The 26,140-nt window shown below is 41.1% G+C and carries 24 protein-coding genes and 2 tRNA genes; 10 read left to right on the top strand and 16 right to left on the bottom strand.

From position 1 onward, the window contains the following. From hpsN to glmM, 5 genes are all read right to left on the bottom strand, one after another. Entirely contained in the window at positions 1 to 981 is a 981-nt protein-coding gene (gene hpsN / locus FNW02_RS27355; RefSeq protein WP_191760630.1) for a hormogonium polysaccharide biosynthesis glycosyltransferase HpsN, read from the bottom strand. A gap of 75 nt (positions 982 to 1,056) precedes the next feature. Beyond that, the gene (locus FNW02_RS27350; RefSeq protein WP_191760629.1) at positions 1,057 to 2,217 is read right to left on the bottom strand and encodes a glycosyltransferase family 4 protein; all 1,161 of its coding nucleotides are present in this window, start codon (positions 2,215 to 2,217) and stop codon (positions 1,057 to 1,059) included. Between the two features lie 17 nt (positions 2,218 to 2,234). Continuing rightward, positions 2,235 to 3,887: a hormogonium polysaccharide biosynthesis protein HpsL gene (gene hpsL / locus FNW02_RS27345; RefSeq protein ID WP_191760628.1), complete on the bottom strand. Its 1,653-nt coding sequence runs from the start codon at positions 3,885 to 3,887 to the stop codon at positions 2,235 to 2,237. 53 nt (positions 3,888 to 3,940) lie between these two features. Further along, a complete protein-coding gene (locus FNW02_RS27340) occupies positions 3,941 to 4,693 on the bottom strand; it encodes a glycosyltransferase family 2 protein (RefSeq protein WP_191760627.1) in 753 nt (250 codons plus the stop codon). Positions 4,694 to 4,846: 153 nt separating this feature from the next. Then, positions 4,847 to 6,319, bottom strand: a complete 1,473-nt coding sequence (gene glmM / locus FNW02_RS27335) for a phosphoglucosamine mutase (RefSeq protein WP_191760626.1) — start codon at positions 6,317 to 6,319, stop codon at positions 4,847 to 4,849. Between the two features lie 592 nt (positions 6,320 to 6,911). Between glmM and FNW02_RS27330 the strand changes: the two genes are divergently transcribed. From FNW02_RS27330 to FNW02_RS27320, 3 genes are all read left to right on the top strand, one after another. Beyond that, positions 6,912 to 7,628: a biliverdin-producing heme oxygenase gene (locus FNW02_RS27330; protein WP_191760625.1), complete on the top strand. Its 717-nt coding sequence runs from the start codon at positions 6,912 to 6,914 to the stop codon at positions 7,626 to 7,628. Between the two features lie 326 nt (positions 7,629 to 7,954). Beyond that, on the top strand, positions 7,955 to 8,995 hold the full coding sequence (gene cobW / locus FNW02_RS27325; protein ID WP_191760624.1) for a cobalamin biosynthesis protein CobW: 1,041 nt from the start codon (positions 7,955 to 7,957) through the stop codon (positions 8,993 to 8,995). Positions 8,996 to 9,044: 49 nt separating this feature from the next. Then, on the top strand, positions 9,045 to 9,524 hold the full coding sequence (locus FNW02_RS27320; protein ID WP_191760623.1) for an ABA4-like family protein: 480 nt from the start codon (positions 9,045 to 9,047) through the stop codon (positions 9,522 to 9,524). 87 nt (positions 9,525 to 9,611) lie between these two features. Here FNW02_RS27320 and FNW02_RS27315 read toward each other — a convergent pair whose 3' ends face one another. The 3 genes from FNW02_RS27315 to FNW02_RS27305 all read right to left on the bottom strand — a co-directional run bounded on the left by FNW02_RS27315 (position 9,612) and on the right by FNW02_RS27305 (position 10,809). Further along, positions 9,612 to 9,821 carry an acetyltransferase gene (locus FNW02_RS27315; RefSeq protein ID WP_191760622.1) on the bottom strand — a complete coding sequence of 70 codons (210 nt, stop codon included), beginning with the start codon at positions 9,819 to 9,821 and terminating at the stop codon, positions 9,612 to 9,614. Positions 9,822 to 10,122: 301 nt separating this feature from the next. Then, positions 10,123 to 10,431: a DUF3181 family protein gene (locus FNW02_RS27310; protein ID WP_191760621.1), complete on the bottom strand. Its 309-nt coding sequence runs from the start codon at positions 10,429 to 10,431 to the stop codon at positions 10,123 to 10,125. Between the two features lie 120 nt (positions 10,432 to 10,551). Next, entirely contained in the window at positions 10,552 to 10,809 is a 258-nt protein-coding gene (locus FNW02_RS27305; protein ID WP_191760620.1) for a 2TM domain-containing protein, read from the bottom strand. A gap of 124 nt (positions 10,810 to 10,933) precedes the next feature. On the opposite strand from FNW02_RS27305, the gene FNW02_RS27300 reads away from it, so the two are divergent. Continuing rightward, positions 10,934 to 11,605, top strand: coding sequence for a Uma2 family endonuclease (locus tag FNW02_RS27300; RefSeq protein WP_191760619.1), 672 nt, complete (start codon positions 10,934 to 10,936; stop codon positions 11,603 to 11,605). Between the two features lie 418 nt (positions 11,606 to 12,023). Beyond that, complete coding sequence (locus FNW02_RS27295; RefSeq protein ID WP_191760618.1) at positions 12,024 to 12,221, top strand: DUF2795 domain-containing protein; 198 nt, start codon at positions 12,024 to 12,026, stop codon at positions 12,219 to 12,221. 1 nt (position 12,222) lies between these two features. Here the strand turns inward: FNW02_RS27295 and moaC are convergent, their stop codons facing one another. Further along, positions 12,223 to 12,732 (bottom strand): cyclic pyranopterin monophosphate synthase MoaC, encoded by a 510-nt coding sequence (gene moaC / locus FNW02_RS27290; protein WP_191760617.1) that lies wholly within the window; start codon positions 12,730 to 12,732, stop codon positions 12,223 to 12,225. A gap of 34 nt (positions 12,733 to 12,766) precedes the next feature. Here moaC and FNW02_RS27285 point away from each other — a divergent pair. After that, positions 12,767 to 12,840, top strand: a tRNA-Arg gene (locus tag FNW02_RS27285). 46 nt (positions 12,841 to 12,886) lie between these two features. Here the strand turns inward: FNW02_RS27285 and FNW02_RS27280 are convergent. From FNW02_RS27280 to FNW02_RS27270, 3 genes are all read right to left on the bottom strand, one after another. Beyond that, the gene (locus FNW02_RS27280; protein WP_191760616.1) at positions 12,887 to 14,119 is read right to left on the bottom strand and encodes an MFS transporter; all 1,233 of its coding nucleotides are present in this window, start codon (positions 14,117 to 14,119) and stop codon (positions 12,887 to 12,889) included. 248 nt (positions 14,120 to 14,367) lie between these two features. Further along, complete coding sequence (locus tag FNW02_RS27275) at positions 14,368 to 15,381, bottom strand: glycosyltransferase family 2 protein (protein ID WP_191760615.1); 1,014 nt, start codon at positions 15,379 to 15,381, stop codon at positions 14,368 to 14,370. 13 nt (positions 15,382 to 15,394) lie between these two features. Further along, positions 15,395 to 16,099: a C40 family peptidase gene (locus FNW02_RS27270; protein WP_191760674.1), complete on the bottom strand. Its 705-nt coding sequence runs from the start codon at positions 16,097 to 16,099 to the stop codon at positions 15,395 to 15,397. A 9-nt stretch (positions 16,100 to 16,108) separates the two neighbouring features. Between FNW02_RS27270 and FNW02_RS27265 the strand changes: the two genes are divergently transcribed. Together FNW02_RS27265 and FNW02_RS27260 are read left to right on the top strand one after the other, a co-directional pair. After that, positions 16,109 to 17,050, top strand: a complete 942-nt coding sequence (locus FNW02_RS27265) for a serine hydrolase (RefSeq protein ID WP_191760614.1) — start codon at positions 16,109 to 16,111, stop codon at positions 17,048 to 17,050. 472 nt (positions 17,051 to 17,522) lie between these two features. Continuing rightward, on the top strand, positions 17,523 to 18,359 hold the full coding sequence (locus tag FNW02_RS27260) for a hypothetical protein (protein ID WP_191760613.1): 837 nt from the start codon (positions 17,523 to 17,525) through the stop codon (positions 18,357 to 18,359). Between the two features lie 281 nt (positions 18,360 to 18,640). Here the strand turns inward: FNW02_RS27260 and FNW02_RS27255 are convergent, their stop codons facing one another. The 4 genes from FNW02_RS27255 to pds form a co-directional block, all read right to left on the bottom strand. Further along, complete coding sequence (locus tag FNW02_RS27255; RefSeq protein WP_191760612.1) at positions 18,641 to 19,966, bottom strand: ABC transporter substrate-binding protein; 1,326 nt, start codon at positions 19,964 to 19,966, stop codon at positions 18,641 to 18,643. A gap of 282 nt (positions 19,967 to 20,248) precedes the next feature. Beyond that, positions 20,249 to 20,340 (bottom strand) — tRNA-Ser (locus tag FNW02_RS27250). Between the two features lie 200 nt (positions 20,341 to 20,540). After that, the gene (gene crtB, locus FNW02_RS27245; protein ID WP_191760611.1) at positions 20,541 to 21,473 is read right to left on the bottom strand and encodes a 15-cis-phytoene synthase CrtB; all 933 of its coding nucleotides are present in this window, start codon (positions 21,471 to 21,473) and stop codon (positions 20,541 to 20,543) included. Then, on the bottom strand, positions 21,457 to 22,902 hold the full coding sequence (pds, locus tag FNW02_RS27240; protein ID WP_191760610.1) for a 15-cis-phytoene desaturase: 1,446 nt from the start codon (positions 22,900 to 22,902) through the stop codon (positions 21,457 to 21,459). The genes crtB and pds overlap by 17 nt, the downstream gene beginning before the upstream one ends. 924 nt (positions 22,903 to 23,826) lie before the next feature. Here pds and nagZ point away from each other — a divergent pair. Continuing rightward, on the top strand, positions 23,827 to 24,927 hold the full coding sequence (nagZ, locus tag FNW02_RS27235) for a beta-N-acetylhexosaminidase (protein ID WP_191760609.1): 1,101 nt from the start codon (positions 23,827 to 23,829) through the stop codon (positions 24,925 to 24,927). Between the two features lie 919 nt (positions 24,928 to 25,846). After that, on the top strand, positions 25,847 to 26,140 hold a 294-nt coding region (locus tag FNW02_RS27225), incomplete at its 3' end, for a transposase (protein WP_191760607.1).

The raw sequence follows: 26,140 nt of genomic DNA, 5'->3' as shown, positions 1-26,140 counted from the left end.
CTAAACTTGTTGATCTAATCGACTGTAAATTTGACCATCATTCCATATTGATTGGATGACAGTACTCAGGGCTTTGAAAAAACCTAAAGTGTAGAAAACGGCGCGAGTTGCAATTTTGATGGGGGAACCGCTTTTGTGACAGGGTGGGCGTCCCAAGACGTGACAGTCAAACAAACGGGCGTATAAGCGTAAGGCTTGGGTAGCGGTGAGATTTTTTAGCCCCAGTAAGAAATGGTTGTGGTAGAAGGTGAGTTGATATTTGAGCGATCGCATACTAATATCATGGCAACCTCCCGTTTCTTCTCCTAAATGCACTAAGTGGGCCTCTGGGTCGTACCAAATTTTATACCCCGTTTGGCGCACTCGCAAACAAAAATCTGATTCTTCTCGCACTGCACTACCGCGAAACCTCTCATCAAACCTCAGTCCGTGCTTAGTAAAAATTTCGCGGCGAAAAGACATATTGCAACCCCTAGCTGTCAACACCTGCTGGGGTTTAGTTGTATGTACTAAATCAATATGATACCAAGCAATGCCTGGATCCATTGCCTGGGGAGGCAAATATTCAATCTGCATCTCTCCGCCAGAGTCACCCAATTTCATTCTGTCAAATACTCGCCCTGCGATCGCCCCAACTTCTGGATTTTGTACATAGTTTTTTGCATGGGCTGCTAAAAATCCAGGGGTTAACTGAACATCATCATCAATAAACAATACTATTTCACCAGATGACCGCCGCACAGCATAATTTCGCGCTCCTGGCAAACTCGCCCAATCTAAACGCAACCATTTAATTTTACCTGCTCCCGCCTGTTCCTCTAGATAAGCTTGAATTTCTGGTTGGTGTTTTGGGGTTTGGTCTACCACTAAAACCTCAAAATTCGGATAGTCCTGCTTGAGGACATCTACAATACTATCTCGTAGCGGTTCCTCTCGACTGTAAGTCGGGATAACCACTGAAATTAAAGGCCAATCATTCATAAATTTTTATACTAAATTAGTTTTGCGATTTTGATAATTAGATGATAACCAAGTAATAATTAGTTTGAGGAAACTTCAGTATACTCCTGCCGCTGCTGCATATAGATTGTCAAATAACTCATTTTGTTTTTCGGAGTTATGCAAATTTTGAGCTTGAGCTAACGCTCCTGCACTTAAATATTCGTAATGTTCTGGTTTATCTGTTCTATCAAGAAATTTGATTATTTGTTGTAATGCTTGCTCTGCTAAATAATCATAAGTGCTATTCACAATATCCCAATATTCATCAGTTTTGGTTTTTTCTCCGTGCAGCCAATTTCTCCAGTGCCTAATTTCATTGACTGGTAATTCTAAAATATATCCATTTTCACCATGACGAATAAACTCTGGCAAAGCGCAGACATTAGTCGTAATTGCAGGAGTAGCGACCGAAAATCCTTCGATGATACTATAGCCGTACGTATCATGTAATGTAGCCATTAGTTGAAAATGACTTTGTGATAATAATTCAATAACTTTTTCGTTAGAAATATTTTTGTGAAAAACAATATTATTTAAATTAAGTAATTTTAAATCATCTATATATCTGCTGCGCTCAGGGAAATCAGTAGGTACTCCTGAACCATATTCCAGTCCAGATATTATATGTATGGTAATAGGTAAACCTAGTTTCTCGGCTTTTTTCGCTAGCCTTAAAGCAACAATCCCACCTTTTCTAGCAAAGTGGTTTCCGATAAAGACAAACTGGAGATTTTGTTGTTCTTGATAACGTTTAAATGAATGAGATCTGACAGGAAAATTTGGATGAATAACATCTAACTTATTGCTAATTTTTTCTTCTATCTTCCAGCCTTCTATCCGCTTGGCTAATCTCAACTTAGCGTAATCTGAGATAGCTATAATTTTCTGGCAATTATCGAGCGCTAAGCGATTATTTAATAACTCGTAAATTACAGCTTCTTGTTGATTTTGAGGATTTCTATATAAAACCCGATGATCTTCAAATGTGAGAAACCAAGGTTTATTCGTATATAAAATCCTATTAAAAGAATGAATAGCTTGATATCTTCCCCATAAAGGTTGCCAAGCGATAAAACTGCCTAAAGGATACCAAATTTTTTCTATTGGATATCTGCCTGCGGGAAAAGGCTTGGGGCGAATTAATGTATGTCTGGAATTACGAGGTAGATTAGGAATACTGAGGTGTTTTTGACCTCCTATAATAACTTTTACCATTTTTATCTCACTCAAATTTATGTTTGTAACCGTTTTTGCTTGGTTTTTTGTTGAGGGTCAGTATCTTGCTTCTCTTGCTTCTCCAAGACTGGCAATTTAAAAAGAACTCCCGCAAAAAACCAATAATAGACAGCAACCGGGTCTACATCCAGAGGGTAGTAATAGGTGTTGTAGCTAATAAACAATATAAACACCCATAAAGCAGCTCCGTAACTGCGGAAATTACGGTTTTTTATGGAGCGATACGTTTTGAAGGCAATGATTGTTAAAGTTGTCACCAAAGCCAAAAACGCTAATAATCCAACAATTCCCACTTCAAAAAGTACTTTGGGGTAGTAGGTTTCCACTAACTTAGTTGAACCCATTGCACGGGCAGAGTTAGTTGCTCGACCTAAGCCACTTCCCAAGGGGCCGTCTACATTTTTCCAATTTTCTTCAAATTGCTGGACGATAAAATCTTGAGGTGGTGAAGCGTCCCAACGGCTCGTAAAACTCTCGGTTCTCTCTTGCACGACAGCAGGGTTAGTTACCATCGCAATTCCCAGAATCAACGCAAGTCCTATACCAATGGGGATAAACCGTTTGAGGTTAGCAATTTGACCAGTAAGCAATAGTAAAATAACGAAGCAGGTTGGTACTAAAGCCAAAGCAATTCTCTGCCCAGAGACTACAGCATTAATAAAGACCAATGCCAAAGAACCTAAACCAAGCATCCGCCATATTATCGATGGGTCGGTGAAGCCTGTGGCAAAGGTAAAAAAGGTACTAGCAATTAAGAACCACGCCCATTGCCAAGGAGCCACAAAAGTTCCTGGTAAGCGAATAATCCCTTCTTCGGGACTATATACTAGCGCTCCACCAAAATAACACCGGGCTTCGAGTGTAGCTCTAAATAAGGCGTCTCCTTCGAGTCCTCTAGTGCCTTGGCATACACCAGTTAGTAGTAATAAGTACTGAATAAGTCCTAGTACACAGCAGATGATGATTAGAACAATCTGTAAGCGCGATAAAAATAGAAAATCCTGCTTGTTGCGAATTAGATAGTAAGCACAACCAATCAAAGGTACGTAGCCTAAAAATACTTTCAGTCCCAAAATTCCCATACCTATAGGTATTTCTTTGGGTGCATTTTCTAATAGTCCGATACTAGGCGGGTTGAACTGCTGTCCACCATTGATAAACAACAGCGTTAACAGACTGCAACCCAAGACAATATACAGCGGTATTTTAATGCCTTGGGGAATAATTAGAGGTAGTCCTTGCTTGCGGCAAGTTTGCCAAAAACCAATTAATGCTGGAACGTAAAAGGAATCTTTAGCTAATTGGAGTATGGGACTATTGCCCAAATAGTAAGTGATAGTACCCCCAATAGGCACGTAAATAATGAAAGCAAATAGCGCTTGGCGGGGGTATTTGAAGGAAAAAGACATGACAAGTATCCCCAAGACCGCAGGAGCCGCCATTTTAATTCCACCTACGAAAAAGAGCAGAATGCCAACAAAGACACCGCCAAAGGTGGCGGTGGTAAGCAAGCTAATGAGTTCTTTACGGGCTTGGGCTGCTTTGCGCTTTTGAGCTAACCTTTCTTTGAGGCTAAGGGTAGGAGTTTCCTTTTTAGCCTGCTTTTTTGAATTTTTAGATGACTGAGATTTTGATTTGAATTTTGGCATAGTGGCACTGTAGCCTATTAGCCTTGGAAAATAATATATTATAGTTGATAAATTTATGAAAATTGCTGTAATTTGTACAGTCCGAATTCGTCTCTAATTGATTGATTTAATAGTTTGCGATTAAAAATGCTGAATCTTAATCTTTTGGAATTATCAAAAAGATTTTCTCCTGTTTCCAGAATATAAACTGCACCGGGGAATGGTAATGATTTAATGGCTTTCGCTTTGTTTTTGAGAATATCTCTAACTTTGCCGTGGTCTATATAATATCTGTAGTATCCATAGCCACGATTATATTCTGGAGCTTCTGGTAAATAATTCAAATCATATCGAGTAATGTTACAAGTGCCGCACATTTTATAAAAATTGTTTCTTTTAATATATATATATTTACTTCCTTCTTGATATTTATAACCTTTATTTATAAACCATCCATCAGAATCAGGATGTTGTTGAATAAATTTAGCTAACTTTTTACTGACACAATCGTCGGCATCTACTGCCATAGTATGAGTAGGACAAAATTGACGAGCGTAAATCAATCCTTTCAAGATTTTACGTCCTTTATCTGTGTCTCCTTTAGCTACAGGGTTAGTCTCGTTTGCAGGTGAAAAATCAACTGTAATGTATGTAATGTGAGAATGATTAAATTCTATTTTTGGCTTTTCGTGACAAACAACAATAACGCGAAAGTTGGCTGAGGTTTGATTGCAAACTGATTTAATGCATCTTTCAAATAATTGTGTAACACGCTCCCATGAATTAGAAAATTGGGGGCTTTTGAGTGGAATAATAAAAACCAGCATTATGTAGCAATCCTATTTAATTTGTGAAAATTGAAAGGCTTAGATTCCCGAATTCTCAAAGAATTCGGAAATCTTGTTGTTCACGAATGATTTAGGTTTGCAAAAGCTGTAAGGGAATAATTGGCGCTTGTTAAAAGCTAGGATAGTGCTAACTTAGCTCATTAGATATTGCTGGACTTTTGAGACTAATTCACTTGTCCAGTGGTTGGCAAGTTCAGCGTTGACGGCTTCCACCATAACCCTAATTACTGGTTCTGTACCAGAAGCGCGAACTAAGATTCTACCAGAATCACCCATTGCTGTTTCGGCAAGGGCGATCGCTTGTTGCAGAGATTGGCAATCTTTCCATCCTAAACGGCGATCGCGATCGCTTGCTCGCACGTTATGCAAAAGTTGCGGATAGGTCTGAAAGCTTTGATCTACTAATTCTGCTAAGGAAACACTCGCCTCTTTTACCAAAGCTGCTAAATGCAATGCTGTTAATAGACCATCGCCAGTCACGCCATAATGACGGCAAAGAATGTGACCTGATTGTTCGCCGCCTAGCATTCCCCCAGTTCGCAGCATTTCTGCTTGCACATATTGGTCGCCAACTGCGGTGCGAATTAAGTTTCCACCTTGTTGCTGCCAAGCTCTCTCAAAGCCTAAGTTGGCCATGACTGTGGATACAATCAGGTTGTCTGGCAATTGTTGCTTTTGTTGTAAGTGGCGTCCCCAGAGATAGAGAATGTAATCGCCATTAACTTGCCGTCCTGTATTATCTACAGCTAAGACGCGATCGGCATCGCCATCAAAGGCAAAACCCAAGTTAGCATTATGTTCTTTAACAACAGCTTGCAGAATTTCTAGGTGAGTAGAACCGCAGTTGACATTGATGCGATCGCCATCTGCTTCATTATGCAAGCAGATCACTTCTGCCCCCATTTCTTGAAAAACGGATGGTGCTAACCCGACTGCTGCTCCCCACGCCAAATCTAAAACAATCTTCATCCCCTGAAGATTTACAGCACTGTGCAAGGGTTTTTTCAATGCCTCACCATAATGCTCCACTAACTCGAAGCGTGAGTGATGCCGTCCCCAATTACTGATACTAGTAATAGATGATATCTTGCCACGTAGCCCCGCCTCGATTTCGGCCTGCAATACTTGAGGTAACTTCGCACCATCTGCGCCAAAAAGCTTAATGCCGTTGTCCTCTGGGGGATTGTGGCTGGCAGAAATCATAACTCCGCCGATGGCATCACTAATGCTAGTTAGATAAGCAACACAAGGAGTGGGACACAAGCCCAAATACCAAACCTCTATTCCTGCGGCCGTTAACCCTGCACTCAAAGCCATTGCCAACATATCGCTGGAATTTCTAGAGTCCTGTCCGAGAATAACTGGCCCTACTTGAGCAGCATGTGTACGTAAAACAATACCTGCCCAAAAACCAACTTGCAATGCTAAAGGCGCATTCAACAATTCTCCCACCCGTCCGCGAATGCCATCTGTACCAAATAGAGCACTTGCTGGTAGTGGGATTAAATTCAGTGCAAAACTGCCCTCAATACCTTTGCTTAATCCGTTAATTTCGGAAGCAGAACCCCCAGGAATGCCCGGAGTCCGAGTTATAGATGAAACCATAAGTTTAAACACTCCACACAATCACACTGAAAAATAGTACTTGAAACTTTATTCCACTTCGACAGAATACCTTATCTATAATTGTTCTTATTTTTTTTTAAAAAATTATTCTAATAAAACTATTTTTCCGCAAAAACACGTAAAAATATATCTATTTTATGTAAATTTTTCATAAATTTGAGTATGGATTTTGACGTTAAGAGTGAGGTTTACATAATTCTAGCTAATTATTACTTTATATAATTCCAACTTCAGTCTTAGCTTTATGCAAGTATTAGTTCACACTTGAACAATGCCACAGATCCAAAACAAGCTATGATAATCCTACTTTTAGAGTAATCGCAAGTATTTCTCAGCGAAGCTAAGAATGAAAGCGAAATTTAGCTAATAAAAACAAAAAATTAAAACTCTTGGACAGCGCTTATATTGTCTTATAGCCTTTGCTGTGTTAATAACTCAAAAATATCCTGGCTTAAAAAATTTTAATATAAATTCTCATCAAAAAGTTTTAAGGTAACGTTTTAATGGCTTTTTTAGCCGTTCGTAAAATCAAAACTCCGACAATTAACTTTTTAAAGTTGAGAAATTTAGCATGAGCAGCAATTTAGCAACCAAATTACGTGTAGGTACTAAAAAAGCCCACACGATGGCGGAAAATGTGGGTTTTGTCAAGTGCTTTTTAAAAGGAGTGGTGGAAAAACACTCCTACCGAAAGCTAGTTGCTAACTTCTACTTCATCTACTCAGCGATGGAAGAGGAGATGGAAAAGCACCGTCAGCACCCGATTGTTTCTAAAATTAACTTTCCCCAGCTAGAGCGCAAGCATACTCTAGAGAAAGACCTGAGTTTTTACTTTGGTAACAACTGGCGGGAGCAAATCCAACTGTCTTCCGCAGGTGAAGCTTATGTACAGCGCATCCGGGAAATATCTGCAACAGAACCGGAACTGCTAATTGCACATTCCTACACACGTTACTTAGGCGATTTATCTGGAGGACAAATTCTCAAAGGCATTGCCCAAACGGCGATGAATCTGTCTGATGGACAAGGTACTGCCTTCTATGAATTTGATGAGATTTCTGACGAGAAGGCATTTAAAGCCAAATATCGTCAAGCTTTGGATGAATTGCCACTTGATGATGCTACAAGCGATCGCATAGTTGATGAAGCTAACGCCGCCTTTGGCATGAACATGAAGATGTTCCAAGAATTAGAAGGTAATTTGATCAAAGCGATCGGTTTAATGCTGTACAACAGCCTCACACGGCGACGCGCACGCGGCAGCACTGAACTCGCTACTGCTGAATAATGAGTTCCCAATACAGGGTGCGGAGTGTGGAGTGTGGGGTCATAAGTCCAGACAGCCTAACGAAAGATAATTCATAGGTGTCTTTAGAGAAAGAATGAGCGCTAAAAATGCTCAAAATATTTAGGGGCAATAGCCCTGTGACTGCTTTACATTGATGAAAGCAACCATAGGGAGATTGCCCCTCAATGATGTTTAATAGATCTATTTGCAAAGCTTGCTGAATAATCAGCTTAGAATAACTAAGTCAAACTTTAAGCTAAGCTCATTCTCAGTATTTAAGTTTGTAATTTTTAGAACTTATCATACTGATAAATTCAGGCAAAAATATGGCTGCAAAAATTCCTGTCACAGTAATCACAGGCTTCTTAGGTAGTGGTAAAACCAGCCTAATTCGCCACCTACTACAAAACAACCAAGGACGCCGCATTGCTGTTTTAGTCAATGAATTTGGCGAACTTGGTATTGATGGCGAATTGTTGAAATCTTGTCAAATTTGCCCCGAAGACGCTGATGGTGGCAGTAATATTTTTGAATTAACAAACGGTTGCTTATGTTGCACTGTGCAGGAAGAATTTTTTCCCACAATGCAAGAGTTAATCAAGCGGCGAGATAGCATTGATTGCATTTTGATTGAAACCTCTGGTTTAGCCTTACCAAAACCTTTGGTGAAAGCTTTTCGCTGGCAGGAAATTCGCAACGCTGCTACTGTAGACGCGGTGATTACCGTAGTAGATTGTGCAGCTGTGGCAGGGGGGACATTTGCTAGCGATCCAGAGGCAGTAGCAGCCCAACGGCAAGCAGATGATAGTTTAGAACATGAAACACCCTTGCAAGAATTGTTTGAAGACCAGCTTGCTTGTGCAGATTTAGTGGTGTTAAATAAAACCGATTTAGTTGATGCCGAGACATTAGCTCAAGTTGAAGAGTTGATTAAACAAGAGTTGCCCAGAGTTGTGAAGATTGTAGAGAGCAATTGCTCTCAACTAGACCCATCTATATTATTAGGGTTCCAAGCCGCAGTTGAAGATAACTTAGATTCTCGTCCCAGTCATCATGATATTGAAGAAGACCACACCCACGACGAAGAGATTATCTCGACTCACCTCATTTTAGACCGTGCCTTTGACCCAGAAAAGCTGCAAAATCAGTTACAAACACTGGCGCACCAACAAGAAATTTATCGGATTAAAGGCTTTGTGGCTGTGCCCAATAAATCCATGCGCTTAGTGATGCAAGGCGTGGGAACACGATTTGATAAATTTTACGACCGCCCCTGGCTACCAGAAGAAGCAAGACAAACGCGTTTAGTTTTCATCGGTCGTGATTTGAAATCTTCCGAAATAGAATCACAATTAGTAGCTCTGTGAGTGTTGAGTAAGTAATTTCCTATTTCCCTCATTCCTTGTCCTCATTTTTATGATCTCTCAAGTTTTTGACGTTGCCAATCTTTTTGTTTTGCCCTTTTGGGCCCTGATGATTTTTTTGCCCAACTGGAAAGTTACACGATGGGTAATGGAATCATATTTACCTTTTGTGCTGTTAGCTGGAGTATATTTATATTTGTTTATTAACAGCATTACACCCGAAAATGCTCAAGATTTTTCAAATATTCAGTTAGCTGATGTTGCACGACTTTTTGCCGATGAAAAAGTCGCAGCAGCGGGTTGGATTCATTTTTTGGTGATGGATTTGTTTGTTGGTCGTTGGATATATTGGGAAGGTCAGAAAACAGGTGTTTGGACAGTTCACTCCCTAGCATTGTGTTTGTTTGCTGGCCCTTTAGGATTACTGTCTCATATTTTGACTAACTGGATTTCGCAGACATTTTTCCCAAAATTGCAGCCAAATAAAGAGGCGACTACAGCACAAAAGGCTGCGTCGCCAACTAGCACATAATTAGAGAAAGAGGTAGACTCAAATATTGTGGTGATAGGTAATTGAATTTATCCAATTACTTATTACCTGATTTTAAAATCAGGTAACTTAGGCTTTTCTATAGTCGGCATCTAACCAACAGCGTGGTAAATCTTCACCAGAAGGAAAAACGAGATTTTCTTTTTTATAAGATTCAGGTGGCTGTTCTTCTTCTCCTTGTTGTTCTCGTCCGTGAATAACATCATTATTTGGATCGATTAATTCTTGGATTTCCTCAATTTCTACTAATTCGCCAGACTGTTTGATTTGTAGAAGCATGTAACTATCCTCAATAAGTTTGCATGAAAATCATTTGTGAGTCTCAAGATAAACTTGCTCACATTTGACTTAGTTTGGAACACTAAAATTCCTTAATAGTTAAGGAAAATTGTTACCAAATATGTGTACAGATTCACAAGATTTATCTATGTGCATCTGTGTTTTGATTTTTATAAAAGCGGGTTACAGAATTTTTAATTCTAGTTAAACAGATTTATAACTCCAAATCTCAAATCTAAATTGAATTAAGATGTGTTTACTTAGTAAACTGTTTAACTAAGATATACCCTCGATTAATTGATTAGATTTCGCGTTGATATTTCTCTAAAATATCTACTAGGGTGACTTGACATTGTAGTGGTAATAAATCGATTAGAGGAAGTTCACGTCTTCCACCACCAATTTTTACTGGAATAGATTCCAAGACTTTTACAACTCGGTCTTCATTTATAGTATTGGAACTGATTAAAGGATACAGTTGTTCGGCAACTACTGTATGCAGTTTGGCATCAGATAAATAAAGATGCCATTTGGCAATATCTATATAGACATTTTCGCCAATTTCAGATGCTAGGGCTTCTAGCATTTCTGTAGTGTTAGTCTTAGCCATAAAAATAACCCTAAATTAAGAAAGAGTGTTAACTCTCAGGCTTTTTCACATTATCGCTCAATAAACCAGGCTGATTCTACTGCCACAGGTTACAATCGCCCTAGCATTAGTAATCCGTCTTCAGGCGGATTTGGATGGTGTTTCGGTGTAGTTGGCGATCGCAGCAATATAAATGAGATGCACCAATAATACTACTGTCCAGCTGGCTGTTAACCAGGGCAACCACTCCCAGGTAGTTGCTTTCAAGTTATGGACAAACCATAACCCGGAATTAATAGCAGCAGCAATCGCCACATGTATGGCAAAATTCATCCGGTCATCTAATTTGCGGAACTCTGGGTCATTGCGATCAGGTTTGCGAGGCCAACGAGGAGGCATAAATATTTGTTACAAATTTGAATACACCTTAATCATTCTAAGGTTTTTGGGGGTGCGGTTGCTATTAGACTTTTACAACCAGTCATAATCAAATTGAAAGTAAAGAGCAGTTGGGTTAAATCTTATGACTATTTTTGAGCAAACAGACCCCGACCTCCTTTATCCCGACAGTGACGGCAAACCAATAGCAGATAACACGGAGCAGTATCGTTGGATTGTCCTAATTAAGGAGAATTTAGAAATTCTGTTTGCAAACAATGAAAATGTTTTGATTGCAGGAGATTTGCTTTGGTATCCCGTCCGTTCTCAATTGATTACACCGACTGCACCTGACGTGATGGTTGCCTTTGATAGACCAAAGGGCAAACGGCGTTCCTATCGTCAGTGGCAAGAAGACAATACCCCACTGCAAGTAGTCTTTGAAATTCTCTCTCCTAGTAACAATGCCAAGGAAATGGATCGCAAGCTAGAGTTTTACGATACCTACGGTGTTGAAGAATACTATTTGTACGACCCTGAAAGTTTTCAACTAGATGGCTGGTTGCGGCAAAACAACCATTTGAGTAAGCTATGGCAAATGGATAGTTGGGTAAGCCCACGCCTGGGAATTAGATTTGAAGCTGGACAGGGAGAGTTAGTAATTTACCGTCCAGATGGACAGAGATTTTTGAACTCGTTAGAACTCAATCAACGGGCAGAACAGGCTGAGTTATTGCTAGCACAAGAACGCCAACGCGCAGACCAGTTAGCAGCATACTTACGTGGTATTGGCATTGACCCCGACAATCTCCCATAAGGGAATTTAACCCAGCTATTTTAACGTGCGCCTCTAACAAACGCCTTTCATTTGAGACGCGCGTTATTTTATGGAAAAAAGCCGATGTCATAAACAAAAGAGGTTAACGATAGTTATATACCTTTTTTGATTCATAGCTCAAATACAGTTAACTCATTTAAATGAAAGATTATCTATCATTATGACTCTCGGTTGATAGAAAATTATTTAATCAATTAATGCCTTATTTTGTTATTTAAACTATCAATCGTCTAGGTTACTCTCGCCAACAGAACAACTATCAAAGGCAAACAATCTGTTCATCAATCGAGTGGATGACCTTTGATTCTTTATTAGTTAAAAATGATTCATCTTTTTGATAGAGGGAGCAAATACATCTGCTAGTGAATATGGAAATGACCTTTATAGGTAGATGAAGATGGCTAAAGCAAACCCAGTTGCAATACAAAAACACTTGAAAGGTGTTGACTATCCAGCTAATAAGCAAACATTGATTAAACACGCTAAAAAGCAAGGCGCTGATCAGGCAATTCTCTCCCTGTTAGAGCAATTGCCAGAAGAAGAAGAGTACGAAAGCCCAACTGATCTTAATAAAGCGATAGGTGAGATCGACTAAGTTATTGTTCTGGCGGGGAATAATCCCCTGATTTCCCGCCACTCTTACTAACCAAGTGAATTGATTCAATTTGAATCGACTTTTCTAAAGCTTTTGCCATATCGTATAGAGTCAGAGCTGCAATAGAAACAGCGGTTAAAGCTTCCATCTCCACACCAGTTTCAGCTTTAGTTTTGACTGTAGCGTAAATTTGATAACCAGGTAGTTGCGGATCAGGTTTAACATCAACTGCAATTTTTTGCAAAGGCAATGGATGACACAGAGGAATCAAAGTAGCTGTCTGTTTAGCCGCCATAATCCCAGCTATCCTTGCAGTTCCTAACACGTCTCCTTTGGGGGCATTTCCGGCTTGAATTGCGGCGAAGGTTGCTGGCAGCATCCGCACTTTGGCTACTGCTACTGCTTGCCGGATAGTGGGTACTTTGGCAGACACATCAACCATCTGTGCTTGTCCCTGGCGATCCAGATGGGTTAAGCCAGCAGAATTCAATAGAAAATTTTCTTGCGTCATTTGGTTAAGACATGTTAGTATGATCTCTTGGTAAGGGCGTGTAGCTCAGTGGACTAGAGCACGTGGCTACGGACCACGGTGTCGGGGGTTCGAATCCCTCCTCGCCCGTTTATTATAAAGATTGTAGAGATCCGTTTAAGCGCGTTTCTACAATCTAAATTTTTTTCAGGGCATAAGCATCTGGAGCACGACCTAGAGCAAAGCGCAAGGAGTTTCGTAAGTCTTTGCTGGACTGGGTAAGGAAGATGAGAAGTGCCAGAAAAGTTAAAACTGCACAGTAGCCAAACATATTGCGATAGCCAACTTGCTCAGCGATAGAACCTAGAAGAGGCGCTGCGATCGCAATGCCAAGATCAAATCCGGCTATACATATAGCAAAAATTCGTCCCCGTTCTTGTGGTAATGAGCGGTCTGCCATCATTGTGGTAATCATAGAGAACATCGTTCCACCACCACAGCCCTCAATGATCGCAGCTAATAAGAACGCGATCGCACTGTTGGCTTGCCATAGCATTAGTGATGATAAGCCATAACAGAATATACCAAAAGTAATAAATAAACCACGTCCTAAGCGATCGCTTGCCCGACCGGCAAACAGCCTGAGAATAAAACTAGAAAGCGCCGCAGCTGTAAAAAACAATCCAGCATTCAAATCTACCCCAGTTGATTTGATAAATAATGACACAAAGGTATGCACAGCACCAATTACTAAACCAACCAGCAACATTACCACAGCTGGAACTCTCACTCGTGGACTGCCCAAAATTTGCCAAAATTTGCTGTTATTGCTCTCAACTTGCCCTTGTTTGTTTACTGGTGGATTGGGAATTTGTAAAGTACACAAAAAAGCAGCAAAACCCAATTCAGCGGAAACTAGAAATAAAGCTGCATAACCAGATGTAGCCTCTAAATACCCTCCCAAAGCAGGCCCAATTGCTAAACCAATGGGAGATGTCAAACTCATATAACTAATAATTTCACCCCGATTCTCAATAGGTGCTAAATCTGCCACTAAGGCACTATATCCAGTGGTAAACGCTGCGAGGCTAATACCATGAAAAATCCGCACCAGTATCAATAATGGAATCGATTTGAATGCCAAGTAACCAAAAGGGGCGATCGCAACTACTATCGTGCCAATCAACAAGACAATTTTTCGACTGCGTTCATCCGCTAATCTTCCTAGCATTGAGCGAAATAGCAATAAACCAATGGCAAAACTGCCCATGACAATGCCAATTTGCTGCTTACTTGCGCCTACATCTTGAATGTAGAGCGGTAGAGTTGGTAAAAGCGAAGCCAAGCTAGACCAGAATAATAAACCTGCTGTAAATAAAATCAGCAGGTTGCGCCGCAATTCGGCGTCAAAGGTATTAAATGCTTTCAAGGTAGATGCAATTTAATTGAGTTTATTGTTATTTGTGATTTGTCATTTGTCCCTTGTTATTTGTCTGGAGTCAACCAATATTTACTAATGACCAAGCGTAAAGTCTGAGCGCCGGCTTCCGGCGAACAGACGCCAGTGACGCTCCTGCGTCGCTACCGCTACGCTAATGCACAAGTCTCTTAACCCGCCCAAGCAACTGGCTCAACTTTGTAAGAGAGGACAAATGACTATTGACTACTATTGTTACTTTAGTTAACATTTTTTGCTACCACCTCCCGCACACGATAGATGGGGCGTCCTTGGGATTCATGATAAGTACGCATAAGCAATTCTGCCAAAAGACCGAAGCAAAATAACTGCACTCCAGTCACTAGCAGGAGAACTGCCAAAATCAGCAAAGGGCGATTGCCAATCATTTGGCCTAAAGCCAATTTGATGAAAGTCAAGTAAATTCCGATTAGCCCTCCTGAAACCATCGAAATCAATCCCAACAGCCCAAAAACGTGCATTGGGCGTGTAAGGAACTTTTTCATAAACAAAATGGTTAACAAATCCATTAACACCCGGAACGTCCGCGACAGTCCATACTTACTGCGACCAAAGCGACGAGCGTGGTGACGCACGGGCATTTCTGTAATTCTTGCCCCTTCAATGTATGCTAAAGCAGGTAAAAATCTGTGCAATTCCCCGTAGAGGTGCATATCTGCCACTAGCTCCGCACGATAGGCTTTCAACGAACAGCCATAGTCATGAATATTGACGCTAGTGGTACGCCGAATTAACCAGTTGGCAATTTTGGAAGGAAGTAACCGATTCACGGCACCATCTTGTCTTTTTTGTCGCCAACCACTCACCAAATCGTAACCCTCGTCTAGCTTTGCCACTAGCATGGGGATATCAGCAGGGTCATTCTGGAGGTCAGCATCCAAAGTGATGATCGCTTTGCCTATTGCATAGTTAAACCCCGCTGACATAGCCGCAGTTTGACCGTAGTTGCGACGTAAAATCACTGCTTTTAAATTATTGCGTGTTTGCGCTTCCTTTTTGAGAAATTCCCCTGAGCCATCTGTAGAACCATCGTCCACACAAATGATTTCATAACTTAACTGACTAGCAGATAAGGTAGATGCGATCGCCTCTAATAAAAGCGGCAAACTTTCCACTTCGTCATGAATCGGCACTACCACCGACACATCTGGAGCAATTGTTGGAATTGCTTGATTTTCCTGATTAATCTCTCCAGAAATCAATCCACTCCTCATATTCTCAGCTTCCTTAACGTTTTTGTGGTTTGTAACTTTTAATCACTCTGCCAGCACCTCGCAGCTGACGATAATATGACTGACTCACCATGTCTCCGTTTTCCGAAAGAATATCAATCCCAATCCCATTTCTTCCCTGATCTTTGCCAGAACTATGGATATAGTATCCATCCGCCAAATAAAGCCCTACATGAGTCGCTTTTTGGGGAGTTCCAAAAAAAACTAGATCACCCGGCTCTAATTGGGCAACAGTAACTACCTGGGTAAAATTTTCTTGTTGATAGGCATCTCTAGGCAACCAAATACCTACTGAAGCAAACGCCGCTTGCATTAATCCAGAACAGTCGTAATTTGGCCCGACTGTACCACCCCAAAGATAATAATTTGATTGTTGCATCGCTTTTTGAGTAAAATCGATGACCTCTGTTAGCAGTTTTTTAATCTCAGATTCCGAAAATGTTGCAGCCCTATAAGGTACAGTAGCAGGTTGTAATAAACCCAAATCTGAAAAGGATACCCATCCCGGATAGTCATCCTCACTTAAATTCACCTCAACTGCTGAATCCTGTTGATTTGATGTTACCCGTAAATGTCGCCCAGATGTGGCTTGAGTCGCCAAGCGCGTACATTCAGGAGAATCATATAAGTTCAGGTCAGCAAGACACTGATACTCTCCTGATTTTGGATTTGGGATTTTGGATTTTAGATTAAAGGACATCATTCGAGAATGATTTTTTTTAGTAAAGACGGACAACTCGAAAATCTTGGTAATGGCATTTTAGAGGCAACTTGGGCAGCTTTTCCGACGTTAGCCCGTAATCAAATTGCTCTGACTTGGATTGTTTACGATCCACCAGTATCAGTGAATACTGGTGGTGCTCTAACTCCTAACGCTTTTTGGAACCACTCAGTCCGTGGTTTCACTTATCGTGGTGTTGAGCGGATTTATCCTGCGAGCGTAGTTAAGCTGCTTTACCTAGTGGCAGTAAATGAATGGCTAGAGAAAGGCATGATCCAGCAAACTTCTAAGGAGTTAGAGCGAGCCATGCAAGATATGATTGTAGACTCTAGCAATGATGCTACCAGCTTGGTTATAGATATTTTAAGTGGTACCACTTCTGGGCCTGAATTACCAACAGGCCCATTTGAAACTTGGAAATACCAACGTAATATTGTTAACCGCTATTACCAGTCTTTGGGATGGGAAGAAATGCAGACAATTAACGTCTGCCAAAAAACTTGGTGTGATGGGCCTTATGGTCGTGAGAGAGCATTTTATGGGGAGATGCTGGAAAATCGCAATATGGTGACAACAAATGCGATCGCCAGGTTGCTACATAGTATTGTTGGTGGGGTGGCGGTATCCAGCGGGCGATCGCAAGCGATGATGGCTTTGCTCAAACGTAGTCTCAAAGCTGATGATTTGCCCACTGACGTAGAGGAAGATCAGGTGACAGGCTTTTTGGGTGGTGGTCTTCCCCAAACTGCCCAAATTTGGTCAAAGGCAGGTTGGACAAGTCAAGTTCGCCATGATGCAGCGTATATTGAGTTACTAGATCAACGCCCTTACTTGTTAGTGGTATTTACTGAAGGCAAAGCACACGCTAAGAGCCGCGCTATTTTGCCCTTGGTTTCTCAGCTAGTTGCCGAAGCAATAACTACTTTATAATTTTCTTTGCGTTGAGAGAGTGAAGAAGTAGGGGAGTCAAGAAAGTAACAACATAATTATTTTTGTTCCCCTTTACTCTTTCTTCCCAATCGCTAATCAGGTATTAAAAACAAACGAGAACCAAGATCCCCGACTTCTCAAAGAAATCGGGGATCTGAACACCGCGACTTCTCACAAAATATGTGCAGCTACGATAGTAAATGATTATGGAATCTCCTAATTACCTTCTTAATAAAAGCATTGGGCTCCAGTATAAAAAATAAAGGAGTATACAAAATCAAAATATCTTTGTCATCTATCAAATGCAGGATATAATATTTAATTTTTTGCTGGCAAATCTTAAATATATTAAGTTAAAGTCGGCATGTAAAAATATATTTTTTGGTGTTAAATTTTGAATATTGCCCAGATTTGTTGAATAAAATCAACAAAATCCTTTATTTATTGTGGCAATATTCTTTTAGGAGTGAATGTGAATACTATTCTTCGCAAAGGTGTTTTTTGGTTGCCAAGTTTAGCTGCGATCGCAGTCTTAGGTAATGGCTTACCAGCAGTTGCTCAAACAGTGGACATAGTGAGCAATCAGTCCTTAACCGAGCCTTCCGCTGCAATGTCTCGCAACCAGTTAGATGCTGAACTAGAGACTAACAGCCAAAACCTCTCTACAGAGACAACCGAAAAACCCTCAGTAACTAATTTTACCGAAGTGCAGCAATTTCCCAACGCTGCCACACAGGAAACCGCTAGTAGAATACTTACACCCGTTCCAGGGACAGTAACAGCTACATCTGTAGCGCTGACTTCTGAATATGTAGAACCTATATCTGAGCCTAGTTCTCAATCATCTGATTCTAGATTAGCGCAATCAGATATTGATATAGGCAGACCTACCCGTGGTGGTAGAAGCTATATAGGTGTTGCTGGTAACATTGGTATTAGTGGTGGTACATCATCTTTAGGCGATGGCAACTTCGCGGTCATCAGCAAAGTCGGTCTGGCAAATGCCATATCGGTACGACCATCGGCAGTGTTTGGAGACAATACTACAGTTCTAATTCCCGTCACCTACGACTTTACCTTGCAGCAAGCAGATCCATTTAGCGAACCGTTAGCTATTGCGCCCTATGTAGGAGTAGGTGCAGCCCTGCAAACTGGTGATAACTCGGAAGTTGCCGTTTTAGTAACCGGTGGTATTGACGTGCCGCTAAACCCTCAATTTACGGCAACGGCTGCTATAAATGCCGGATTTTTCGATGAAACTGATATCGGTTTGTTATTAGGAGTTGGTTACAACTTTACTGGCTTCTAAGTGAATTAGTGGTCTGTTGCAAAAGTTTTAAGAGGTTCGTAGTAAGCACTTTAGTGCTTAAAAAATCAAGGACTAATACCAATTTAAAAAAAGAATGTGACAGATAGACCATGTAGAGACGTTGCAATGCAACGTCTCTACCAAAGAATTTGTTGCAATCATTAATTGAATCGGTATAAAGTCCTTACTACAAACACCTATGAACATCAAAATTAAAAGAAAAAGGCAAAAGAGAACAATTCTTTTGCCTTTTTACTATTTATTTGTGACTTTTTTGACTATTACTTGGGAGTAACTTTGTCAATTGCCTTGATTTTGCCATCATCTCCTACTGTCCAGACATCGTAAACACCGATGACATCTCCGTTAGCATCAACATCTACATTACCGCTGGCTCCCTGGTAATTAATATCTTGACCTTCTTTAAGCAACTTCAGTCCCTCGCAGACATCAGTAACTTCTGTACCAGGGGCGTTGGCAACTTCACGTATTTTGTTAGAGATGCCAACACCTGTATTCTGCTTAGCTGATTGGGCTGCCAGTACCAATAAAGCCGAGGCATCCCAGGCTTGGGGAGCAAATTCCCCTGGTGAACCACCCCTCTTAGATTGCCAGAGTTTTCTAAAAGCTTCTAATGCTTTACCATCAGAACCGGGTACTGTACCGATTACTCCAGTAGCAATATATTTACCGTCACTGCCTTTGCCAACTTGACCAGGAAATTCGTCTGACTTCATGCCGTCTGTCAGCATGACTTGCACCCCTTTACTCAAACCTTGCTGATATGCCGACTTTAACAGTAAGCTACCTGTTTCTACGTAAAAAACGCCAAGGACTGCATCTGGTTTACCAGCAAAAGCAGCTGTAGCTTCAGTTTCAAAAGTAGTGGCTTTAGGGTCGTAACGGACAGGATTATTTTTATTAACTATGGTTCCCCCCAATTTTTCAAAAGCTTGGACAAATGCTTTTTCAAATCCCACGCCATAGTCGTTGTTAATGACAACAGTCGATACTCGCTTGTAACCTCTTTTATTGGCGAGTTCGGCTAAAGCTGGCCCTTGGTAGCTATCGGGGGGAACCGTGCGTGCCCAAAAGCCTTTAAAGTCACCTTTTTGCGCCTTTTCGGTAAATACAGGACTGGTGCTACCAGGTGAAATCAACATGACTTTATTTTGAGCAGCAATTGAGACAGCAGCCGTAGAAACACTACTAGCAAAGGAGCCAACGACACCCCCAACCTTATCTACAGTTGACAGTTTAGTCATGCCAGCAGCACCAGCTTTAGGGTCTGTTTGGTCGTCTACAGCAACCAGGCTAACAGGTTGGCCATTCACACCACCGCAAGCGTTAACGGTTTCAACTAACAAGGGAACAGAAAGTGCCATCTGCTGTCCGATTGATGCTAAATCACCCGTTGTTGGGAGTAGGGAACCAATTTTGAGTCCTTGAGCACCACTGCTTGTGGTGGTTGAGTTTGCCGCTGGGGTGGCATTACCCCCATTGTTGGCTGTGTTATTGGTGGTACTAGGATTATCACAAGCTCCCAGGAAAAACCCAGTTGCGATGGTAGTTAAGCTTAAGGCTAAAGCAGTACTAATTCTTTGCATAAATTACTTTCACTCCTCTGAATAGTCAGGAGCCTGAAAGTAAGACTCAATCTAGATTTTTAGGTTAGCTTGATCTTAACAGACTCCAAAGGATAAATAATATCATCCCCTTCAGGGAGTAGATATATTTACCCCTAGATTAGGATTTATTGAAAGCGACGCGCCCCACCGCTTGGGGCATTGGGCATTGGTAAATCTTCCCTATTCTTTATACCCAAAAACCACACCCTTAAGGGCATGGTTTTTAATTTGTGATTTTATGCGTGTATTGAGCTTGGAAAACGGAGAGGGAGGGATTCGAACCCTCGGTACGGAGTTGCCTGCCGTACAACAGATTAGCAATCTGCCGCTTTCGACCACTCAGCCACCTCTCCACGGTCACGAATAATAATGTTATCAGATTTCTAGTATTGAGTCAATAGTCATTTGTCATCTGCATGTCATTAGTAGTGGGTGACACTCAAGAGCGTTGCTAATGCTAGTTCCTAATGGCAGAAGATGCGCCTCCTGGTACATACGCTATGCAAATAGGATTGGACTCTGGCTGACCTACATAGGACAAATGACTAATTTTCTAAAGCACTTGCGATCGCAGCCAAGCTACGGGCAAAGAACGTAACTTTTGCCACTGGGGTACATAAGCACGTCGAGTAAAAACATTGTAATCGTTGCATTCAATTACGTTTAAAATTCCACTGTAATGCATTAGAGCAGCCCACACTGGCCAACGGGCATCAGCAGAAAGATAAGTAATACCCTTTTCTGCTTTAGTATAAAACTGTCGTGCCCGTGTGATTTGAAAGCGCATTAGGGAGCGCCAGCGCTCATCAACTACACCTTTGAATAAATCTTGTTCGGTGTAATTGAATCGTGCCAAATCTTCTAGAGGAATATAAATTCGTCCACGCCGCGCATCTTCTCCTACATCTCTGAGGATGTTGGTTAGTTGCTTGGCAATTCCCAAGGCAATTTCTTCTTCAGTGGGAATATATGACTGTTGTTGAGAGTTCCACGGAACTGAATTTTTGCTGTTATCCAACCCCATGACTGCTGTTGACATCAAGCCTACAGTGCCAGCGACACGGTAACAGTAAAGGTATAACTCCTCAAACGTCTCATATCGACTGCGATATAAGTCCATTCGCTGACCAGCAATCATATCCCGAAAGGGCTGGATGTCCATCGGAAAGCGTTGGGTGGTATCGACCAAAGCTACGTCAAAATTATCCAATGGGCATCCAGCAAAAATTGATTCTAGCTGCTGCTCCCATAAGTCTAGGGTTTCTGGTGTAGTAATAGCAGATGCAGGGCCATCAACCAGTTCATCTAAACGGCGACACCAAGCGTAAATTGCCCAAATAGCGGGACGCTTTTCTTCGCTCAGGAGCAAAGTACTGAGGTAAAAAGTCGTCGAATACTTGGCTATGAGGTGACGACAAAGTTTGTAGGACTCGTCTACAGAGACCAGCGTTTTCATGCGCGCTTTGGAATCAGGCAGTTGCAGCATTCGTTGCAGGCGGTCGGGTTAGCGTTTGCAGGCTGGAAGAATTTGCCGCTGGGTTGGCTTCAGCTTCAGCGATCGCCTGCGCTGTCAGCTTACCAGAAAGTACGGCACCTTCCATACTTCCTAAGTAGCGTTGCATGGTGTAACTCCCTGCCAGAAAGAAGTTGGCAATGGGCGTAATTTGTGCAGGACGGTATTGTTGACGACCAGGAGTAGCTTTGTAAACTGAACGCGGTGTCTTCACCACATGATATTTCAGCAATTTTGCTGGATTATCTCCCCCAAAGTGGTCTGGGAAAAGTTTTTCCAGTTCAGCAATTGTTGCGGCAATAATTTCTTCATCAGATTTGCTAATCCAATCTTTGGCTGGAGCTAGAACTAGTTCCAACATTGAGCGATGGGGGTTAGCATACTCGCGGCAAGTATTGCTCATATCAGCATAAACGCTGAGGAGGGGCGATCGCGAAAACAGCAATTGGTCAATCTCTGTAAGTTTACGGTCAAACCACAGATGTAAGTTGATCACTGGCACACCTTCTAAGCCATCTAACTTTTGGAAATATTCCATTTGTTTCCAAGGCTTTGGTAACAACGCTTTCAGGACATCTACTGACATTGCTGAAACGTACAAGTCGGCAGTTTCAATGTAGTCTTGGGCGTCGTTTACCCCCCGGATTACAAAGTGCTTCACTTTCCCATCGTCATTCAGCACGATTTCTTTGAGAGGCGCATTCAGGCGAACTTCGCCACCACGTTCTGTAATGTAATCCACAATAGGGCTGCATAGTCGTTCTGTAGGGGAACCATCCAAAAATGCAATTTTGGAACCATATCGTTCTTGCAAAAAGCGATTTAGTGCAGTTAATAGAATCGTTGCAGAAACTTCATCAGGATTGATAAAGGTAAGCGCCTTACATGCTGCGATAAAAACGTCACTAGTTACCCGTTCGCCAACACCTTGCCTTTCCAACCATTCCAAGAAGCTGTACTTGTCCATATCCTCGACATACTGCTGACCTCGAACCACTGCTGGAAGTAGGCCAATGGCAAACCGAATCTTCTGCTCCCAAGTCAACATGTCTTTGTTGCGAAGAATCGATGCAATCACGTTGAAAGGAGATGGAATATCTGGAACATCAAAACGTGAGAGTGTTCCTGGCTTCTCCGGTTGATTGAAAATCAGCGTATGCTCTTTCCACTGGAGTCGATCTTCAATATTCAACTCCTTGAGTAATTGGAGCATATTGGGATATGCCCCGAAGAAGGCGTGTAACCCAGTTTCGTACCAGTCGCCGTCAGAGTCTTTCCACGCAGCAACAAGACCACCCAATACGTCTCGGCTTTCCAAGACAATGGGGGTGTGACCTGCGTCCGTGAGATATTTCGCGCAGGAAAGTCCTGCTAGTCCCGCTCCCGCGATCGCTACTCGCATTTAAACCTAATTTCTACATCGTTTTGCCGTTCTCATTATACGTTGCAATCCGTTACATCTAGCAGGTTTTGTGCGATTTATTCCCCAAAAAACTTTTGTAAAAGGGAATCTTACCTAAATACACCTGCCAAGGCAAATTGCCAATACCATTGTTGGCAATAGGTTTGCAGCTTGCTTCTTCTCATACAGATTTACGTATAGCAGATGCAAAGAAATAAGCTCATCCCACCTCTAAAAGGGGATGGGATTTCACGAAAGACAGTTGACAGTTGACTGTTAACCATCAACTGTCAATGGCCTAAAAAGGCGTCTTTTTATAAAAGTAATTCCCTAACTGCTGGATTTCGCCTTCAGGTAAGTTACAAATGCTGTCTTGAGATAGTTGATTTTGGCAATACACTGGATTTGCCCTGAAAAAATTTCTCCGGTATTGAGAAAAACTGCTAGTTGATTTCTGGTATATTTTGCTTTTTCAAATCCATCAACAATGTAAAATATAAGACAAAGTATATTTTGTTTTAAGTATTATAACTGTCGTGAATTATAAGATGTATGCATATTTTTAGGTGGCTTTAAGGCAAATTTTTCTAGTTTATCTTTTTAATACACTTCTTATTTTCATCATTGCTTAACTGCGAGTAATGCAATATTGAATGGAGAAAAGATATTTTCTCATTTCTATACATTTTTTGACTGCCACGAATACATACATGGGGCTACTATATTCATCTACATTAGTCAAATAAAAGAAAAATTTTAGAAAGCGATAATCATCCATATCGTAGTGGAAAAGTTGAGTAGCTTGACTTTGTTTATGGTATTATTTTTGTCCCCATTCCCCATTTCCCATAAGGGTGTAGGATAAGGGCTAAGCTCCTCTAAGTTAAAAATCCCAGTTGTTTGTTACACAACAGGTAAAGGATTATGGCAGTATTGCAGACGCTCCAGCGCTTTGGACATCACCTGATTCTTGGTATTTCCGGTACTACGTTAAGTGATGAAGATAAACGCGCACTCAGTGAATTGAAACCAGTTGGGATAATTTTTTTTGGTAAGAACTTTTTAGATGCTACCCCCTACGAGGTTTGGCTAGAAAGCTTCAAAGATCTGAACGACCAGATAAGACAATATACTGAACGTGACTCAATATTTATGACCCTTGATCATGAAGGAGGTCGTGTTGTTCGCACACCATTACCAATTACACGATTTCCTCATGCTTTACTGTTGCGCTCGCAATCACATAAAGTAGCAAAAGCAACAGCGTTTGAACTTAAATCACTAGGAATAAATTTATCCTGGGCCCCTGTAGCAGATATTTTTTCTCATCCCCAAAATCCTGTCATTGGCCCTCGCGCTTTTGGTAATACTCCTGAAACTGCTGCTCAAGGTGCTTGTGACTACTTCCTCGGACTTCAGGAGTCAGGAATTTTGGGATGTGCCAAGCACTTCCCTGGACATGGAGACACTAGTAAAGACTCCCACATTGAGCTACCGATACTTAATTTAACTAGAGAAGACCTACGAATTAGAGAACTTATACCCTTTAAAGCACTCATCGAAGCGCGAGTTCCTTTGATTATGACAGCTCATATTTTATTCCCTAAGATAGATCCTGATGTGCCAGCAACACTCTCACAAGCTATCCTCAAGAGCATACTCCGGGAGGAACTTGGCTTTGAGGGAGTTGTTGTATCTGATGACTTGGATATGAAAGCTGTTTCAGATATGTTTGCTAAGAGTGGTACTGTAGCGCAAGCATTTGGTGCTGGCTGCGATTTGTTTATTGTTTCCCGTAATATAAATTCATCATCTATTGAACGTACTTATAAAATAGCTGAAGATTTTGCCGATTCTCTCAATAACGGTAGCCTTGATGAATCAGTAGTGGAAGCCGCCAAAAGCAGAATTGAGAAACTACTGGCGGTAACTCCGCAATATATAGTCCATGCTTTGGATAAAAATACGTTACTACAACATGCAGAATTAGCGATCGCTTGTTGCTTCCAAGACGGTGGTTTGTAAATTATGCCTGGTGGCTGGAATCGCGGCTAAAGAAACAAAGCCGCCTAGGCTTTTCCGGGAGATTTGGATCTTCTTATTAGTTTCTTTCCAAGTCAGGTCTACTGTTGCGGGTTCTCCACTTAATTGTTAAATCCTTTAAACTTACTGTTGTTTTTCCACACCTTGCTTACCTATTTATGAGCTACTGGCTAGCTTTTGCTCAGATCAGTAAGAATAAAGATAACTTGATGAAAATTGTTACTACGTAAATATTTCTCAGCTCAGAGAAAAATAATGCCAATTTGGCGTGACACATGCAACGACAAACTGATATTTCTTTTACATAGCGGTTGCGTACAGGTTGAACCAAATTATTGGCTGAGTGCCAAATACGTTTAGGCATAGGTAATTTTTGATTCTCGATTATCAACTATGCCTATTTATAGACTAAGCAACTGTTGTATGTATGTAATTTTCAGTGGTTGCTAGGGTTGTTTAAACAAAATATTTACATAAATCTCCTAGAAAGTGAATATTTAATGAGTGAATCCAGGCATCCCAACATCATTATTTCGGTTAATTGATGATATTGAACATCTTCTGAATTGGATATTTATACACAAAGAAGATGGTTTTGTAAATTGCTCTGGAGGTTTTTGCAAGCATGAATTTATTATTCAGAATCTTCCAAAAGTTAATTAACAGTTCATTAAACAATTTGCTGAAGCTGAGAAATACGCACTTGTTAATTTTCGATATCATTGTTTTTTCAATCACTCCCTTGTTAGCTCTGCTTCTGCGTTTAGATGGCTATTTCGATAAAGCACATCTACCAGAACTAGGAATTGCAACAATACTGTTTTTAGCAGTCAAAGAACCTATCCCACTAATACCAGCAATATGATAATCTGCTGTTGATGACGGTAAGTTGTATCAAGGTATGGCTGGGCGATTTGAAGGGTTAAGCGATCTGGAATGGAAGTTGTTTGAAGATATATTTCCCAAGGAGCCAGAAAAGAAAGGGCGGGGAATGCCCCATGCGCCGTTTCGTCATGTACTTAACACATTACTGTATATATTAATAACAGGATGCCGTTGGTGTGATGTTCCCACCGGAGAAATCTGGGCATCAAAAAGTGCAGCGCACAGATGGTTACAACGTTGGGAAACAGACGGAACTTTGGAAAATTTACAAGCACGGATATTAGGAATTGCAGAGGAAAGAGGCTTAATC

The organism is Komarekiella delphini-convector SJRDD-AB1 (assembly GCF_014831675.1).
Taxonomy (GTDB): Bacteria; Cyanobacteriota; Cyanobacteriia; order Cyanobacteriales; family Nostocaceae; genus Komarekiella.
This window is presented reverse-complemented; position numbering and strand designations above follow the sequence as displayed.

Coding starts and splice junctions, on each gene's coding strand:
- hpsN (WP_191760630.1), bottom strand. CDS start 981: ATGAATGATTGGCCTTTAATTTCAGTGGTTATCCCGACTTACAGTCGA.
- FNW02_RS27350 (WP_191760629.1), bottom strand. CDS start 2,217: ATGGTAAAAGTTATTATAGGAGGTCAAAAACACCTCAGTATTCCTAAT.
- hpsL (WP_191760628.1), bottom strand. CDS start 3,887: ATGCCAAAATTCAAATCAAAATCTCAGTCATCTAAAAATTCAAAAAAG.
- FNW02_RS27340 (WP_191760627.1), bottom strand. CDS start 4,693: ATGCTGGTTTTTATTATTCCACTCAAAAGCCCCCAATTTTCTAATTCA.
- glmM (WP_191760626.1), bottom strand. CDS start 6,319: ATGGTTTCATCTATAACTCGGACTCCGGGCATTCCTGGGGGTTCTGCT.
- FNW02_RS27330 (WP_191760625.1), top strand. CDS start 6,912: ATGAGCAGCAATTTAGCAACCAAATTACGTGTAGGTACTAAAAAAGCC.
- cobW (WP_191760624.1), top strand. CDS start 7,955: ATGGCTGCAAAAATTCCTGTCACAGTAATCACAGGCTTCTTAGGTAGT.
- FNW02_RS27320 (WP_191760623.1), top strand. CDS start 9,045: ATGATCTCTCAAGTTTTTGACGTTGCCAATCTTTTTGTTTTGCCCTTT.
- FNW02_RS27315 (WP_191760622.1), bottom strand. CDS start 9,821: ATGCTTCTACAAATCAAACAGTCTGGCGAATTAGTAGAAATTGAGGAA.
- FNW02_RS27310 (WP_191760621.1), bottom strand. CDS start 10,431: ATGGCTAAGACTAACACTACAGAAATGCTAGAAGCCCTAGCATCTGAA.
- FNW02_RS27305 (WP_191760620.1), bottom strand. CDS start 10,809: ATGCCTCCTCGTTGGCCTCGCAAACCTGATCGCAATGACCCAGAGTTC.
- FNW02_RS27300 (WP_191760619.1), top strand. CDS start 10,934: ATGACTATTTTTGAGCAAACAGACCCCGACCTCCTTTATCCCGACAGT.
- FNW02_RS27295 (WP_191760618.1), top strand. CDS start 12,024: ATGGCTAAAGCAAACCCAGTTGCAATACAAAAACACTTGAAAGGTGTT.
- moaC (WP_191760617.1), bottom strand. CDS start 12,732: ATGACGCAAGAAAATTTTCTATTGAATTCTGCTGGCTTAACCCATCTG.
- FNW02_RS27275 (WP_191760615.1), bottom strand. CDS start 15,381: ATGAGGAGTGGATTGATTTCTGGAGAGATTAATCAGGAAAATCAAGCA.
- FNW02_RS27270 (WP_191760674.1), bottom strand. CDS start 16,099: ATGTCCTTTAATCTAAAATCCAAAATCCCAAATCCAAAATCAGGAGAG.
- FNW02_RS27265 (WP_191760614.1), top strand. CDS start 16,109: ATGATTTTTTTTAGTAAAGACGGACAACTCGAAAATCTTGGTAATGGC.
- FNW02_RS27255 (WP_191760612.1), bottom strand. CDS start 19,966: ATGCAAAGAATTAGTACTGCTTTAGCCTTAAGCTTAACTACCATCGCA.
- crtB (WP_191760611.1), bottom strand. CDS start 21,473: ATGCTGCAACTGCCTGATTCCAAAGCGCGCATGAAAACGCTGGTCTCT.
- pds (WP_191760610.1), bottom strand. CDS start 22,902: ATGCGAGTAGCGATCGCGGGAGCGGGACTAGCAGGACTTTCCTGCGCG.
- nagZ (WP_191760609.1), top strand. CDS start 23,827: ATGGCAGTATTGCAGACGCTCCAGCGCTTTGGACATCACCTGATTCTT.